Annotated in this window: 15 protein-coding genes; 12 read left to right on the forward strand and 3 right to left on the reverse strand. The window is 30.5% G+C overall.

Going from position 1 to position 16,903, the window contains the following annotated elements:
- Positions 1-34: 34 nt before the first annotated feature.
- On the reverse strand, positions 35-259 hold the full coding sequence (locus tag LPB136_RS05040; RefSeq protein ID WP_072555084.1) for a hypothetical protein: 225 nt from the start codon (positions 257-259) through the stop codon (positions 35-37).
- Complete coding sequence (locus LPB136_RS05045; RefSeq protein ID WP_072555085.1) at positions 246-1,634, reverse strand: MATE family efflux transporter; 1,389 nt, start codon at positions 1,632-1,634, stop codon at positions 246-248. Before LPB136_RS05045 ends, LPB136_RS05040 begins: the two co-directional genes overlap by 14 nt.
- A 118-nt stretch (positions 1,635-1,752) precedes the next feature.
- Here LPB136_RS05045 and tpx point away from each other — a divergent pair, with 118 nt between their 5' ends.
- From tpx to ribB, 6 genes are read left to right on the forward strand one after another with little or no spacing between them, the layout of a single operon-like run.
- Complete coding sequence (gene tpx, locus LPB136_RS05050; protein WP_072555086.1) at positions 1,753-2,250, forward strand: thiol peroxidase; 498 nt, start codon at positions 1,753-1,755, stop codon at positions 2,248-2,250.
- On the forward strand, positions 2,251-2,634 hold the full coding sequence (locus tag LPB136_RS05055) for a diacylglycerol kinase family protein (protein WP_072555087.1): 384 nt from the start codon (positions 2,251-2,253) through the stop codon (positions 2,632-2,634).
- A 36-nt stretch (positions 2,635-2,670) separates the two neighbouring features.
- Positions 2,671-5,127: a DNA translocase FtsK gene (locus LPB136_RS05060; RefSeq protein ID WP_072555088.1), complete on the forward strand. Its 2,457-nt coding sequence runs from the start codon at positions 2,671-2,673 to the stop codon at positions 5,125-5,127.
- A 30-nt stretch (positions 5,128-5,157) separates the two neighbouring features.
- Complete coding sequence (lolA1, locus tag LPB136_RS05065; RefSeq protein ID WP_072555089.1) at positions 5,158-5,808, forward strand: outer membrane lipoprotein periplasmic chaperone LolA1; 651 nt, start codon at positions 5,158-5,160, stop codon at positions 5,806-5,808.
- A 58-nt stretch (positions 5,809-5,866) separates the two neighbouring features.
- Positions 5,867-7,315, forward strand: coding sequence for an LptF/LptG family permease (locus LPB136_RS05070; protein ID WP_072555090.1), 1,449 nt, complete (start codon positions 5,867-5,869; stop codon positions 7,313-7,315).
- A gap of 1 nt (position 7,316) precedes the next feature.
- Positions 7,317-8,459: a 3,4-dihydroxy-2-butanone-4-phosphate synthase gene (gene ribB, locus LPB136_RS05075; protein WP_072555091.1), complete on the forward strand. Its 1,143-nt coding sequence runs from the start codon at positions 7,317-7,319 to the stop codon at positions 8,457-8,459.
- Positions 8,460-8,524: 65 nt separating this feature from the next.
- Here the strand turns inward: ribB and pepE are convergent, their stop codons facing one another.
- The gene (pepE, locus tag LPB136_RS05080) at positions 8,525-9,232 is read right to left on the reverse strand and encodes a dipeptidase PepE (protein WP_072555092.1); all 708 of its coding nucleotides are present in this window, start codon (positions 9,230-9,232) and stop codon (positions 8,525-8,527) included.
- Between the two features lie 83 nt (positions 9,233-9,315).
- Here pepE and LPB136_RS05085 point away from each other — a divergent pair, with 83 nt between their 5' ends.
- The 6 genes from LPB136_RS05085 (at position 9,316) to LPB136_RS05110 (ending at position 16,799) form a co-directional block, all read left to right on the forward strand.
- The gene (locus LPB136_RS05085; protein ID WP_072555093.1) at positions 9,316-10,125 is read left to right on the forward strand and encodes a carboxypeptidase-like regulatory domain-containing protein; all 810 of its coding nucleotides are present in this window, start codon (positions 9,316-9,318) and stop codon (positions 10,123-10,125) included.
- Positions 10,122-10,919 carry a carboxypeptidase-like regulatory domain-containing protein gene (locus LPB136_RS05090; protein ID WP_072555094.1) on the forward strand — a complete coding sequence of 266 codons (798 nt, stop codon included), beginning with the start codon at positions 10,122-10,124 and terminating at the stop codon, positions 10,917-10,919. Before LPB136_RS05085 ends, LPB136_RS05090 begins: the two co-directional genes overlap by 4 nt.
- Positions 10,916-11,683 carry a carboxypeptidase-like regulatory domain-containing protein gene (locus LPB136_RS05095; RefSeq protein ID WP_072555095.1) on the forward strand — a complete coding sequence of 256 codons (768 nt, stop codon included), beginning with the start codon at positions 10,916-10,918 and terminating at the stop codon, positions 11,681-11,683. Before LPB136_RS05090 ends, LPB136_RS05095 begins: the two co-directional genes overlap by 4 nt.
- 33 nt (positions 11,684-11,716) lie before the next feature.
- Complete coding sequence (locus tag LPB136_RS05100; RefSeq protein ID WP_072555096.1) at positions 11,717-12,208, forward strand: DUF6702 family protein; 492 nt, start codon at positions 11,717-11,719, stop codon at positions 12,206-12,208.
- 61 nt (positions 12,209-12,269) lie between these two features.
- Positions 12,270-14,399, forward strand: a complete 2,130-nt coding sequence (locus tag LPB136_RS05105) for a M1 family metallopeptidase (protein ID WP_072555097.1) — start codon at positions 12,270-12,272, stop codon at positions 14,397-14,399.
- A gap of 165 nt (positions 14,400-14,564) precedes the next feature.
- Entirely contained in the window at positions 14,565-16,799 is a 2,235-nt protein-coding gene (locus LPB136_RS05110; protein WP_072555098.1) for a M1 family metallopeptidase, read from the forward strand.
- Positions 16,800-16,903: the final 104 nt, after the last annotated feature.

A 16,903-nucleotide genomic window follows, 5' to 3' on the forward strand; every position in this document is an offset into this window, starting at 1 on the left:
AAAATTTGGGAAAGGTGAAAATTATAATAATAAGCTACTCCAAAGCATTTATTTCACTATCGTAAAATTCTCCAGCTTTATCCATTAAATCGGCTAATTCTGTAGCAATATCTTCTTCTTTTTCTCCTGTTAAGTCTTCAAACCATTCAACAGAATCGTCTTTTAGATTGATTAAAAAACGAGGGAATTCTGTATGCAACACAAAAATATCTTCAGGAAAATCGCTGTTATCAGCCAGTAAAAATTTAGGTAAGTCCATTGTCTTTTGTTTTAATAAGTTTTTTTGTTAAATAATTGAATCTAATAAATAATAAAATTGAAGCAGTTGTTAATCCTGCTAATAAGCCAAGCCAAATTCCAAAACTTCCATACATTTCTTCTTTTCCGAAGTAATAAGAAACAGGAAAACCAATTACCCAATAAGAGATAAAAGTAAGCAATGTTGGTATTTTAACATCTTGTAAACCGCGTAAAGCTCCCAAAACTACAACTTGTATACTATCTGATATTTGAAAAAATGCTGCTGCAATTAACAATTGAGAAGCTATTGAAACCACTTCCATATTATCTGCATAATTTTTCACATCAGATAAATCCACATAAATATTAGGTAAATATTGATGAAATATAAAAAACAATAAGGCAAATAAAACCGCCAAAATTGTTCCTAATAAAAAGATTGAAAATGCTATTCTACGAAGTTCTTTATATTTATGTAATCCTTTTTGGTTTCCAACTCTAATCATAGAAGCAACGCTTAATCCCATTGCAACCATAAAAGTCATAGAAGATAAATTTAATGCAATTTGATTAGCTGCTTGCGGATTTTTACCCAACAAACCACTTAACCAAATGGCTGCTGTAAAAATTGCAACTTCAAAAAACATTTGCATTGCACTAGGAAAGCCTAAACTTATAATTTTCCTTAACATTAACTTATCTAAAACAAAGAGCTTAATGTCTGAAACTAATTTTTTAGAGCGTTCTTTTTTCTTCAATAACCACCATAAATATAGCACCATTATAAATCTAGAAACTAAAGTTCCGTAAGCTGCTCCTACAATTCCTAATTCAGGGAAACCAAACTTTCCAAAAATTAGTAGGTAGTTTAAAAGCACATTAACCAAATTAGCAATTATAGTTGCATACATCGGATATTTTGTCATAGACAAACCATCACTAAACTGTTTAAATGCCTGAAAAACTATTAACGGAATTAAAGAAAAAGCTACTAAATCTAAATACGGAAGTGCTAACTCTACAACCTCAGTTGGTTGTTTCATTAAATACAGTAATGGCTTAGAAAAATATACTGCCAAAAACATGGCAATTCCTAAAACTGTACATAAAAACAAACCATGTTTAAATGTAGATTTTGCTTGTTTAAAGTTGTTAGAAGAATCTGCTTCAGCAATTAAAGGAGTTATCGCTGTAGAAAAACCAATTCCTAAAGACATTGCTATAAACATAAAACTATTCCCCAAAGAAACAGCAGCTAATTCTGCGGTTCCTAATTGTCCAACCATTATATTATCAACAAAACTAACAAAAGTATGTCCTAACATACCTAACATTACTGGTGCTGCAAGTTTCCAATTGTATTTAAATTCTTTTGTATAGTTTGCTAAAATCAAAATTGAATGCTCTTTTTTAAAAGCACGAAGATAGTTTTTTTTAGCGTTCAGTTAACAGTTCTAATCTGCAGTATTTTGAAAATTTTTAAGTACTTTTGATATTCTAAAAACACATAGAATGGCAACAATAACACTTAAAGGAAACCCTATAGAAACTTCAGGAAACTTACCAAAAGTAGCTGCAAAAGCAGCAGATTTTAAACTAGTTACAGTAGATTTATCTGAAAAAACATTAGCAGATTTTGCTGGAAACAAATTAGTCTTAAACATTTTTCCATCAGTAGACACTGGTACTTGTGCTGCATCTGTTAGAAATTTTAATAAAGAAGCAAGTTCTTTAAAAGACACTAAAGTATTATGTATTTCTAGAGATTTACCATTTGCCCAAGCTCGTTTTTGTGGCGCAGAAGGAATTGATAATGTTGTAATGTTATCTGATTTTGCAACGGGACAATTTGGTAAAGATTATGGTTTAGAAATTACAACAGGTCCATTAGCTAATTTACACTCTCGTTCTATTGTTGTAATTGATGAAAACGGAACTGTAATACATACAGAACAAGTTACAGAAACTGTAGATGAGCCAAATTACGAAGCTGCATTAAAAGCTTTATAAATGAAAAATCCTAATGACGGATTTATAAGAGGTCGATTAAGAAGTATGAAGTTTGCACTTCGTGGAATGTGGTTACTTTTAACTACAGAAGACAGCATTAAAGCACAATCTTTTTTTGCTTTAATAGCTATTATCGCAGGTTTTTATTTTAATATTTCTTCTTTTGAATGGATGGCACAATTATTAGTTATCGGTTTAGTTTTAGTAGCAGAAGCTGTAAATACAGCGGTTGAAGAAGTTGCCGATTTTATTCATCCAGATTATCATAAAAAAATAGGTTTAATAAAAGATATTGCTGCAGGCGCTCCTGCAATTGCAGCACTAATCTCTTTAGCTATTGCAGCTATAATTTACCTTCCAAAAATAACAGAGTTATTAGCGTAAAATGCTATATTTACCAATTATTATTTCAAAAAATTAATGGCCAAGAAAGCAAGTACAAATAAGCAAAAAAGTAATAATCCGTCTTTTATAAAACAAACTCGTGAGTTTTTTAAAAACCGACAAACACAAACCATTCTTGGTGCGTTTTTAATATTATTTGCTGTTTTTTTAACCGTTGCTTTTATTTCATTTTTCTTTTCTTGGCAAGAAGACCAAAGTACGCTAACTGAATTTGGAGATAGAACAATAAAAACTAAAAACTTACTTGGTAAAATTGGCGCAAAATTAAGCAATTTCTTTATCTACAAAGGTTTTGGAATTGGTGCGTTTGTAATTCCTTTTTTACTCTTTATAACAGGTTTACATTGGTTTTTACAAACTAAAACAAAACGAATAATTACCTCTTGGAATTGGGGCTTAATAAGTATGCTATGGCTTTCTATAACTTTAGGTTTTGTTGAAAAAAAATATGCACTTATTTCTGGAATTATAGGTTTTGAAATTAATGAATACTTACAAGCATTTCTTGGTAAAACAGGTTTAGTAATTTTGCTAGGTTTCTTTTTTATTGCCTATTTAGTAATGCGTTTTAAAATTACGCCTGAATTAATTAGTAATAAGTTGAAAGAAAAAAGAGAAAACGCAATTACTAAAGAACATCAAGAAGCTGAATATAAAGCAATGGAAAAAGCTTTTGATGAATCAGAAAGCGAAGAACAAAAGCCTCAAATAACAACAGAAAAATCAGGTTTTGAATTATCTGTAGAAAATTTACAACCTACAATTAGTAAACATTCTGATGTGCCTGCAAAAACAGCAACAAATTCAATTTCTTTAGAAGTAGATAAACCTTTACAGAAGGAATTAGAACCTGTAATAAAAACTACGGAAAAAGTTTTACCGAAAGAAGTAGAAATTGCTGTTGAAAAAACTATTGAAGAAGAACATTCAACAGAAAACTTATCTGAAAAAATAGTAAAAGATTTTGGAGAATTTGACCCAACCTTAGAACTTGGTAATTTCAAATTTCCAACATTCAACTTATTAAAAGAATACAACGAAACAATTTCTATTGACCCAGAAGAACTTGAGGCTAACAAAAACCGAATTGTAGAAACGCTTAAAAACTACAAGATTGGTATTTCTCAAATTAAAGCTACCGTTGGGCCAACAATTACCTTATATGAGATTGTTCCAGAAGCTGGGATTAGAATTTCAAAAATTAAAAATTTAGAAGACGATATTGCGCTGTCTTTATCGGCTTTAGGTATTCGTATTATTGCGCCTATTCCAGGAAAAGGAACTATTGGTATTGAAGTACCTAATAAAAAATCTACCATTGTATCGATGCATTCTGTTATTTCTTCTAAGAAATTTCAGGAATCTCCAATGGAATTACCAATTGCATTGGGTAAAACAATTTCCAATGAAACCTTTGTGGTTGATTTAGCAAAAATGCCTCACTTATTAATGGCTGGTGCAACCGGACAAGGAAAATCGGTTGGTTTAAATGCGGTTTTAACGTCACTTTTATATAAAAAACATCCTGCAGAAGTTAAGTTTGTTTTGGTAGATCCTAAAAAAGTAGAATTAACCTTATTCAACAAGATTGAACGTCATTATTTAGCAAAATTACCAGATTCTGAAGATGCGATTATTACCGATACTACAAAAGTTGTTCATACTTTAAATTCACTTTGTATTGAAATGGATAATCGTTACGATTTGCTTAAAAACGCAATGGTACGTAACATTAAAGAATATAATGCAAAATTTAAGGCTCGAAAATTAAATCCAGAAAACGGACATCAATTTTTACCTTACATTGTTTTGGTTATTGATGAATTTGCTGATTTAATTATGACAGCTGGTAAAGAAGTAGAAACCCCAATTGCTCGTTTAGCTCAGTTAGCGCGTGCTATTGGAATTCATTTAATTGTAGCAACACAAAGACCTTCTGTAAATGTAATTACAGGTATTATTAAAGCAAATTTTCCTGCAAGAATTGCATTTAGAGTAACATCAAAAATTGATAGTAGAACTATTTTAGATGCTGGTGGAGCAGATCAATTAATTGGTCGTGGAGATTTATTATATACCAATGGAAACGATATCGTTAGAATTCAATGTGCTTTTGTAGATACTCCAGAAGTAGAAAGAATTACCGATTTTATTGGTTCTCAACGCGCTTATCCTGAAGCACATTTATTACCAGAATACGTAGATGATGAAAGTGGCATAAGTCTTGATAATAACATAGCAGACAGAGATAAGTTGTTTAGAGAAGCCGCAGAAGTTATTGTTACAGCACAACAAGGTTCGGCATCTTTATTGCAAAGAAAATTAAAGTTGGGTTATAACAGAGCTGGTAGAATTATAGATCAATTAGAAGCTGCTGGAATTGTAGGTCAGTTTGAAGGAAGTAAAGCAAGACAGGTTTTAGTACCCGATTTTGTTGCTTTAGATCAATTATTAGAAAACGAAAAGAATTAAAAATTCCGCAAAGCGGAAAAAAAAGATACAATGAAAAAATTAGGATTTTTATTTTTAGCAATATGTTTAAGTTTTAATACAGTTGCACAAAATGCATCAGAAGCAAAAAAATTATTAGATGATGTTTCTACAAAAATGGGCGCTTATAAAAATATGTATATTGGTTTTGATTCTACGTTAACAAACGAAGAAGCAGGTATTACAAACGACCCTCCAATAAGAGGAAACATTACAATTCAGCAAGAAAAATACAACCTAAAGTATTTAGGAAATGATTTTGTTTTCGACGGAAAAAAATTAGCCGTAATTAATCACGAAGAAAAAGAAATAGCCGTTACTGAAGGAGATTTGGAAGAAGAAGATGGTTTTATTTATCCATCTAAATTATTAACTTTCTACAAAGAAGGTTATACTTTTAAAATGGGGAAGCTTCAAAATAGTAAAGGTAGAAAGTTACAATATGTAACGCTTACTCCAATTGATAGTTCTTCTGAAATTATTAAGGTTGAATTAGCTATAGATGCAAAAACTAAACATATTTATAAGTTAATACAAAGTGGAGCAAACGGCTCTAAAACTACATTTACCATTAATGTTTTTAAAAGTGATCAAACAATTTCAAGTAAATTATTCTCGTTTGATAAAGCTAAATACCAAAAGCAAGGTTATTTAATCGATTAATCTTCAATTAACAGAAATTTAGTAGCTTTTTTAAAAGGAACAAAGTACTTTTGCTTCTGTGAAAATTTTAGATAAATACATACTAAAATCTTTTTTAGGCCCCTTTTTTGCAACTTTTTTTATCATACTATTTGTATTGGTAATGCAAGCTGTATGGTTTTTTTTCGATCAAATTGCAGGAAAAGGGATTACTTTTGATATTATTCTAAAGTTTATCTATTACGCATCACTAATAGTACTTTCACAAGCTTTACCAATTGCCGTTTTATTATCTTCAATAATGACTTTGGGTAATCTTTCTGAAAAATATGAATTTGCCGCTGCAAAATCTGCCGGTATTTCTTTACCAAGGATTGTTCGTTCTTTAATTGTATTCGCAATTTTTATTAGTGCTGCAAATTTTTTAATATCAAACTATGTGTATCCGTACGCTAACTTAAAAATTATAAATTTAAAGCTGAATATTAAAAAGAAGCAACCAGCTTTAGCACTAGTTCCTGGTAGTTTTAATTCAGAAATACCTAATTATCAAATTAAATTTGACGAAAAATACGGAGAAGAAAGCAACTTACTTAAAAATGTTTTAATCTACGATTTATCAGAAAGAAAAGGAAATAAGAAAATTATCACAGCCAAAAAAGGAAAGATAGTTTCTGAAGAAGGCAGTAGATACATGACACTTATTCTTAATGATGGTCATTTTTTTGAAAATCATATCAAGCAAAATACAACTTATGAAGATAAGAAAAAAATGCCTGCTTCTTATGCAGATTTTGATGAATACACTATAAACATTGATGTCTCTGCTCTAGATAAAGATGATCTAGGTGAAGAAAAATATACCAAGAACTTTAACATGTTAAGTTTAAAACAGCTAAAAGATACTGTGCCAACACTTAAACAAAACTATGATGAGTATATTAATGGTAGAGCAAAAACCTTAGGTTTAGATGTTAGAGTAAATGAGCTGCATCAGTACCCAGATTCTCTTATTAACAAGAAATTAAACCCAATAATTCTTGATAATTTTGAACTTAAACAGCAAGTAAACATTCTAAATACAGCGTTAGCAAAAACTAAACGTTCTATAAATAATATAAAAAACAATAAAGAAAGCCTAAAGCAACGTAGAAAGGTTTTAAACCTTTATGATGTTGAATTTTACAACAGAGTAGCTTTATCTTTATCTTGTATTCTATTATTTTTTATCGGAGCTCCATTAGGATCAATTATAAGAAAAGGTGGTTTTGGTTTGCCAATGATTTTAGCAATAGCTATTTATGTAGTCTATTTCTTTACAAATTCATTTGGTAAAAACCTTGCAGAAGAAAGTTCTGTTTCCGCCATTGTTGGTTCGTGGATTGCTGTATTAGCATTACTCCCATTTGCAATATTATTAACTATAAGAGCATCAAAAGATAAAGGATTATTTGATATAAATTCATTTTTATCACCTATCATTAATTTCTTTAAAAAATTATTTTCTAAAAAGAACAAAGCCATTTAAAATGACAACAGCCACAGAAAAAAACATACATTTAAATACAATTAAAGAAGCCATTGAAGACATTAAAAACGGAAAGGTAATTATTGTTGTTGATGATGAAGACAGAGAAAATGAAGGAGATTTTTTAGCCGCTGCAGAAATGGTTACACCAGAAATGGTAAACTTTATGGCTACACATGGACGTGGTTTAATTTGTACACCACTTACTGAAAGTAGATGTAAAGAATTAGAGTTGGGTATGATGGTAAACAACAATACAGACCCAATGGAAACTGCATTTACAGTTTCTGTAGATTTACGTGGAAAAGGAGTTACAACAGGTATTTCTGCATCAGATAGAGCTTTAACAATTAAAGCATTAGTAAACCCTGATACAAAACCATTTGACTTAGCAAGACCAGGACATATTTTTCCTTTAAGAGCAAAAGATGGTGGTGTTTTAAGAAGAACAGGGCATACTGAAGCTGCAATAGACTTTGCTCGTTTGGCTGGCTTACAACCTGCAGGAGTTATCGTAGAAATTATGAATGAAGACGGAACAATGGCTCGTTTACCTCAGCTGTTAAAAGTTGCTAAAAAATTCGATTTAAAAATTGTTTCTATTGAAGATTTAGTTGCTTACCGAATGGAACACGATTCTTTAATTGAGAAAAAAGAAGATTTTACCATTCAAACTCGTTTTGGAGATTTCCGCTTAAGAGCTTATCAACAAACAACTAATAATCAAGTCCATATAGCATTAACTAAAGGAACTTGGTCTACAAATGAGCCTGTTTTAACGCGTGTAAATTCTACATTAGTTAATAATGATATTCTTGGTACACTTACCAATAATGCAGATAAGAAGTTAGACCAAATGTTTAAGCTTATAAATGACGAAGGAAAAGGCGCAATTTTATTTATCAACCAACAAGTGCAATCTTTAAATTTATTAAATAGATTAAGTGCATTAAAAGAGAGTCAATCTAAAGGAGAATTAAAAGCACCTAGCATTAACTTAGATAATAAAGACTTCGGAATTGGAGCACAAATTTTACACGATTTAAACTTACATAAACTTCGTTTAGTATCTAACACACAACAAACAAAACGTGTTGGTATGATTGGTTATGGTTTAGAAATTGTAGATTATGTATCTTATTAAAATTTGAAGTGTGTAATAGGGAGTTGGAAGAAAAATATTTATTCAACCAAAAATCTTTAAACTTCCTACTTCATATTTTTCACCTCTACTCCACTTTCTAATTCAATTGGATTTTCATTTTGTTGAAATAAACGCGCGGTTAAATTACCGCGAAGCGTAATTTTTTCATTTTTAACTTCTAACCAAGAACCTTCTCGTAAGCCTAAAACAGAAGTTTCATTAAATACATGATACTCTTTAATTCTAGTTTCACGAGTTTCCCCCATGTGTGTAGAACCTTCTATTGGATCTAAATAATGCGCATTTATATTGAATGGAATTAAACTCATTGTGTTAAAACTTGGCGGATACACAATTGGCATGTCGTTAGTGTTCATCATAGTTACACCACAAATATTACTTCCTGCACTTGTACCTAAATAAGGGGTTCCGTTTTCTAAAGTTTGTTTTAAAGTTAACAAGACATTGTTTTTATACAACTGATTTACCAATTCAAAGGTATTTCCGCCTCCTGTAAAAATACCTTGAGCATTCTTTATAGCTTCCTTCGGATTACTAAACTGATGAATTCCAACTACTTTTTTATCAATTTTAGCAAAAGCTTTTGCAGCAATTTCTGTGTATTTGTTGTATGAAATTCCTCCAGGACGTGCATAAGGAATAAATAAAATGGTTTCCGATTGCGAAAAAAAAGCTTTTAAAGTTGGTAATAAATATGCTAAATATCCGCTTCCGTGAACTGTAGATGTACTTGCAATTAGTAAGTTTTTCATAAACACGAAATTAACAAAAGTTTACAAATCCTTTAAAACATTTTTAAGAATGTTTATAACGTTATTTGTATGAAATCTACTGAATGCAAAAAAAAATACTTTTCTTTTTCTTATTAATTACTTCAGTTTTATACGCACAAAATAAGCCTGTAATTTTATATGGTAAAGTTACAGACTCTTTTAACCCTATAGAAAATACCCATGTATTTAACTTAAATACCAAACAAGGAACTTTTACAAACAAAGAAGGTCTCTTTAGAATTTTTGCTAAAGAAAATGATAACTTACAACTTTCTTCAATTGGTTATGAAACCATTATTTTTAAAGTAACTACCTATAGTTTAGGATTAAACGCAAACACAATTCAACTAAAAATAAAAGAGATTGAATTGGATGAAGTTGAAATAAAAAAACACAATTTATTAGGTGCTTTAGATTTAGATATTAAACAAGTACCTCAAGACAAAGTTTTAGAGTCAGTTGATAGTTGGCTTGAGGAGATAATGAATATGAGTGAGGATGCTAAAAAGAATTTGCCAATTGGTAAAGATGAATTACACCTTGTAAAGCCCAATAAAGTTAATATAGCTAATAGCTTTAAAGGAGTTGGTGGCAGTTTTGGAATTGGAGGCAAATCCTCTAAACAGAAAAAAGAATTGGAATTAAAATTAGAAGCCAAGCAAAATTTTCCCAAAAGAATATTATCTTTATTAGGGAAAGATTTTTTTTATAACGATTTAAAAATACCAAAAGATAATTATTATCATTTTATAGATTATTGTTCTTACAAAAGCATAGAAAAATTATTTAAGAATGAAGAAATACTCGAGTTAATTCGTATTTTTCAAGAAGAAAGCATCAGTTATCTAAAAGTTATAAAAAAACAAGATTGAAAAAACTATTACTCCTTTTTATTTTAAGCTCAATTACTATTTCTGCACAAGAAAGAAAAACCTTGTATGGTACAGTTTCAGATTCAATTAATGCAATTAGAAACGTACATGTAATTAACATGCAAACTAAACAAGCAACTTATACCGATATTAATGGTAATTTTAGAATTTTCGCCAAAATTGGAGATTCTCTTAAAGTTACATCAATACAATATGATACCAAATTTTATAAAGTAAACAAAGTTAGTTTTGGCTTTAATGATTTGCATATTTTTATTGATAAAAAAGTTTATGAATTAGATGAAGTTCATGTTAAAAACACAGATTTATTGGGTAATCTTACTTCTGACATTAACAAAACACCAAGAGACAAAAAAGCTGAAGCTTTAGAGAAATTAATGGATTTTTCTAAGATTGATATGACAGCACCAACTAAAGACGATCATATTGACAAAAGAGTTAGACCACATATTGTTGAATCAGATCCCACAAAAGCCTTTGCTGGAGCTGGTACTTCAATTGGAATGCCTTTTAAGTATTCAGAAAGATTATGGGCTTTGCGTAGAGATTTAGCTTTTAAAAAATCGTTTCCTGCAAAAATTTTAAATAACTTTGGCGAGCAATTCTTCTTTGAAGAATTAAAAATTCCTGTTGAAAGGTATTATCATTTTTTAGAATATTGTAATCCTTTAGGTATAGAAAATTTATACAAAAAAGGGAATCATTTAAAAGTTATTGAAATACTAAAACAAGAGCATGTGGAGTATTTAAAAATTATAAATAAACAAGATTGAAAAAATTACTCTTTATTTTTATTTTAAGCACCTTATCTATTTCTGCCCAAGAAAGAAAAGCTTTATACGGAACAACTTTAGACGCTGTAAAAAGTATTAGTAATGCCCACATAATTAACTTAAATACCAAACAGGGAACTTTAAGTAATAATAGCGGAGAATTTAGAATTTTTGCTCAACCAAAAGATTCCATAAAAATTTCGTTTCTAGGTTATAAAACAAAAATTTGGGTAATTACTCTTGATGACTTTGGTCTTCAAAAAAATAAAATTACACTTATTAAAACGCCTATTAATCTAGATGAAGTTAAATTAAGAAAGAATAATTTACTAAGTTTTATAGAAACCGATATTAATGATGTTAAAATTAAAGAAGAAGTTAGCGCTGAATCTTTAAATCTGCCATACGCTGGTTCAAGAATTTTAACTGTTGCAGAAAGAAGATTGCATACTGCTACTACAAGTTCTGGCGGAATAGCAATAGATCCTTTATTAAATTGGATTTCTGGACGAACAAAAAAATTGAAGAGATTAAAAGTAATTGAAGATAAAGAGAAAAGAATATTACGTTTATTTAACAATTATCAACTTTATATAAATCAGGAATTGAAAATTTTAAACGAAGACACCTACCTTTTTGTTTCCTACTGCGAAGAAGACAAAGACTTTAATCCACTTTATTTTAAAGATCAAATTTCAATGGCACACTTTTTACAAGATAAATCTGAAAAATTTAAAAAACTAAACCCTAAAAAATATAATTAGTACTTTGGCGCAGTATTTGACTTTATTCAAACTATGAAAAAAATAATCACCCTTTTTGTATTACTACCGCTACTTTCTTTTTCGGCACACAAATACTATTTAAGTTTAACTCAAATAGAATTTAATAAAGAAGCACAATCTGTTCAAATAATTACCAATGTTTTTATGGATGATATTGAACTTGCCATAAACAAAGATTATACTGTAGATTTACAACTAACTACAGAGAAAGAACCTAAAAATGTAGATGAGTATTTTGAGAAATATGTAACTAAGCATTTAAAAATAAAAATTGATAATATTGATAAACCCTTCACTTTTATTGGAAAAGAATACGATGGAGACATTGTTTACTTTTACTTAGAAATAGAAAATATAACAGCAGTTGCTACTTTAGAAATTAATAATACAATATTGGTAAAACATTTTCCAGACCAGCAAAACTTAATAAAAGCAAAGGCAAACGGAAAAAATATTAGCAAAATGTTGACCAAGAAAAATGATAAAGGTTTGTTAAAGTTTTAACACTTTTTAACTTTTTTACTGACTAATCCTTAATTTGTACGCTAATTCAAATTTCGTACAAATGAAAAAAATAACACTACTCTTATTAAGTGTTTTTTTTATTGGAGCATCTACATTTGCCCAAGAGAAAAAAATAACAAAACAAGGACATACTAATCAGAATAAGTTTAAACAACTTAAGCAAGAATTAGCAACGCCAAACAGTCAAAGAACTGCTTCTGGTGCGCCTGGTGTAAACTACACACAACAAAAGGTTGATTATGTAATGGATATCGTTTTAGATGACGAAAACCAAAAAATTACAGGTAATGAAACTATTTTGTACCACAATAATTCTAAAGATGAATTAACATATTTATGGGTTCAATTAGACCAAAATATGAGAGCAAAAGACTCTAAAACTCCAGATATTTCTACAAATAAAGTGCCATCAAAGATTCCGAAAAGATTTTTTGACAGAGCTTTTCCGGACAAACCGTTTGACGGTGGTTTCAACATCACAGCAGTAACAAACACAGACGGAAGTAATTTATCGCACACCATTAACCAAACAATGATGCGTATAAACCTACCAAAACCATTAGCTGCTGGAGAAAAATTTTCATTCAACATTTCTTGGTGGTATAATATTAATAATCATAGAACACAAGGCGGTAGATCTGGTTTCGAGCATTTTACTGAAAACGGAAACAACAATTATGTAATTGCTCAATTTTACCCAAGAATGTGTGTGTATGATAATGTAGAAGGTTGGCAAAATGACCAATTCTGGGGAAGAAGTGAATTCGCTCTTGAATTTGGAGATTTTGATGTAAATATTACGGTTCCCGCAGATCATATGTTAGGTGCAACTGGTGTTTTACAAAATAGAAAAGAAGTTTTTACTAAAACCGAATTAAAGCGTTTTGCTCAAGCAAGAAAAACATTTGACAATCCAGTTGTAATTCGTACACAAGAAGAAGCTACAAAAATTGAAAAAAGTAAGACTACAAAAACTAAAACTTGGAAATTTAAAGCAACCAACGTAAGAGATTACGCGTTTGCAACTTCAAGAAAATTTATTTTTGATGCAATGGCAGTAAATATTAACGGAAGAACTGTTATGGCAGAATCTTTATATTCTAAAGAAGCAAATCCATTATACGGAGAACATTCTACCAGAGCAACTGCACAAACTTTAAAAACATACTCTAAATATACGTTTGATTATCCGTATCACAAAGCAATTTCTGTAGATGGACAAATGGGAATGGAATATCCACAGATTTGTTTCAATCCTGGAAGACCAAATGCAGACGGAACATATTCAGACAGAACAAAATACAGAATGATAAAAGTTACCATTCATGAAGTTGGACATAACTTTTTTCCAATGATTGTAAATTCTGATGAAAGACAATGGACTTGGATGGACGAAGGTTTAAATTCTTACATGGAAATGTTAGCAGAATGGGATTATGACAAAGATTTTCCTATAACAAGAGGATTGCCAAAAAACATTGTAAAATACATGAGCGGAGATCAATCTAAAATAGCGCCAATAATGTCTAAAGGAGATCACACTTATAGCTTTGGTAACAATGCTTACGGAAAACCTGCAACAGCCTTATACATTTTAAGAAATACAATTATGGGTAAAGAATTATTTGATCATGCTTTTAAAACTTATGCTCAAAGATGGAAATTTAAACACCCAACTCCAGCAGATTTCTTTAGAACTATGGAAGATGCTTCTGGTGTAGATTTAGATTGGTTCTGGAGAGGATGGTTCTATACAACTGATGTAACTGATATTGGTATAAAAGGTGTTAAAAAATTCCACACAAAACCAAACGGAAATAATGTAGATTTTATTGAAGATACTACTGAAGGATTAGGTTTTGGAGCTGGAAAAAGCACAGATTCTAAATATCATTATGAAATTACGTATGAAAAACCAGGAGGTTTAGTAATGCCTATTATTGTAAAGTTCGATTATAAAGACGGAACAACAGAAAGAAAAGTTTATCCAGCTCAAATTTGGAGGCTTAATGATAAAGAAATAACCAAAGTATTTTCTTCAAACAAAGAAATTTCTAAAATTACAATTGATCCAGACTTAGAAACTGCAGATGTAGATACTTCTAATAATAGCTGGCCAAAGGAAACAAAAAATAAATTTGATAAATTTAAAAATAAAGTAAAAGGTTAGTAAATGTAGACTTTAATAAAAAGCGATATCGAGAGGTATCGCTTTTTTATGCCATCAAATTTTTAAAAACTTAAAGGTTTGTTAAAATTTTAACAATTGACACTTAAAACTGCTGATTAATCCGTAATTTTCAGCCTATTATTAAATAATTCAAACTATAACTAAATGAGAAAATTAGCAACGCTATTGTTAGCTGTTCTTTTTGTTTCTACTTCCGCTTTAGCGCAAGAAGCACCAAAGAAAGAAAAACAGCCGCAAGACGCAAGAGTAGATCAAAACAAATTTCGTCAATTAAAAGACGTATTACCAACACCAAACGATCAACGTACAGCTTCTGGAGCTCCAGGACACCAATACACACAACAAAAGGTTGATTATGTAATGGACATTCGTTTAGACGAAGCAAACGATAGAATTTATGGTGATGAAACAATTACTTATCACAACAATTCTAAAGATGCATTAGAGTATTTATGGGTTCAATTAGACCAAAATATGCGTGCACCAGATTCCAAAACTCCATTAGCACAATCTAAAGGTGCTAGCGGATGGCAAACTCCAGACCAGTTTGTAACAACTAACATGGGTAAAGCTAAAGACTTTGGTTTTAAAATTGAAGCTGTAAAATATGAAGATGGTAGAGATTTATCGCATACTATTAACAGAACTATGATGCGTATTAACTTACCACAACCATTAGCTTCTGGAAGTACTTTTAAATTCAGAATTAAATGGAATTATTTAATTAATGACATTAATAAAGACGGAGGACGTTCTGGATTAGAAACATTTCCTGACGGAAATAAAAACTACACAATTGCTCAATTCTTTCCACGTTTAGCAGTTTATGACAATGTAGAAGGATGGCAAAACATGCAGTTTTGGGGTCGTTCTGAATTTGCTTTAGAATTTGGAGATTACGATGTTAAACTTACTGTTCCTGCAGATCATATTACGGAAGCAACGGGTGAATTACAAAACGAAAAAGATGTTTTAACAAGAACACAACGTAAACGTTTTGAACAAGCTAGAAAATCTTTTAAAAACCCTGTAATGATTGTTACGCAAGCAGAAGCAGAAGTAGCAGAAAAAGGGCGTTCTACAAAAACTAAAACTTGGCACTTTAAAGCAAAAAATGTACGTGATTACGCATTTGCTTCATCAAGAAAATACATTTGGGATGCAATGGCAACCAACGTTAATGGTAAAACAGTAATGGCTATTTCATTATACCCAAAAGAAGGAAATCCTTTATGGGAAGAGCATTCTACAAGAGCAGTTGCAACTACTTTAGTTGAATATTCTAAATTAACTTTTGATTATCCGTATTCTAAAGCAATTTCTGTACACTCAGAAAGACAAGGAATGGAATACCCAATGATTTGTTTCAACTTTGGTAGACCAAATCCAGACGGAACGTATTCAGATAGAACTAAAAAAGGAATGATTGGTGTAATTATACACGAAGTTGGTCACAACTTTTTTCCAATGATTGTAAATTCTGATGAAAGACAATGGACTTGGATGGACGAAGGTTTAAACTCTTTTGTTGAAATTTTAGCTGAAGATGTTTATGATCCAGTATTATTTGCTTCAAACCCAGCAAAAGACATTACAAGATATATGGGCGGAGATCAATCTAACATCTCTCCTATTATGTCTCAAGGTGATTATGTAAAACAATTTGGACCAAACGCTTATTCTAAACCTGCTGCAGGTTTATATATGTTGCGTAAAACAATTATGGGACCAGAATTATTTGATTATGCTTTTAGAACATACTCTAAAAGATGGATGTTTAAACACCCAACACCTGCAGATTTCTTTAGAACAATGGAAGATGCATCTGGTATGGATTTAGATTGGTTCTGGAGAGGATGGTTCTACACAACAGATTATGTAGATTTAGGAATTAAAGAAGTTAAACCTTTATATTTAACTGACAAACCTAACGAAAGAACTGCCGGATTAATTAAACAATATCCTGCTTATTTTAAAGGTTTAGGTGAATTAATGTTCTTAACAACTAAAAAAGAAGATTCAAATTCTGCTGCATTAGACAAGCATTTAGCTACGTTATCTGCTGATAAAAAAGCAGCTTTAAAAGAAACGCCTAAGTTTATGTATCAAGTTGAATTTGAAAAGCCAGGTGGAATACCAATGCCAATTATTGTTGAGTTAACATACGCAGATGGAACTAAAAAACGTGAAACGTTCCCAGCTCAAATTTGGATGAAAGATGATGCTAAAGTTTATAGAGTATTTACTTCTGCTCAAGAAGTTACAAATATTACTGTAGATCCAGATTTTGAAACTGCAGATGTTGACACGTCTAACAATAGCTGGCCTAAAAAGGAAGCTAATAAGTTTGATAATTTTAAAAACAAAACTAAAGGGTAATTACTTATTCTTTAATACTATAAAAGCGCAACCAAATTGGTTGCGCTTTTTGTTTAAAATCTAGTTTGCTTCTAAACTTGTTTTTAGGTAAATTCGCTAACGTT

This window comes from Tenacibaculum todarodis, assembly GCF_001889045.1.
GTDB lineage: Bacteria > Bacteroidota > Bacteroidia > Flavobacteriales > Flavobacteriaceae > Polaribacter > Polaribacter todarodis.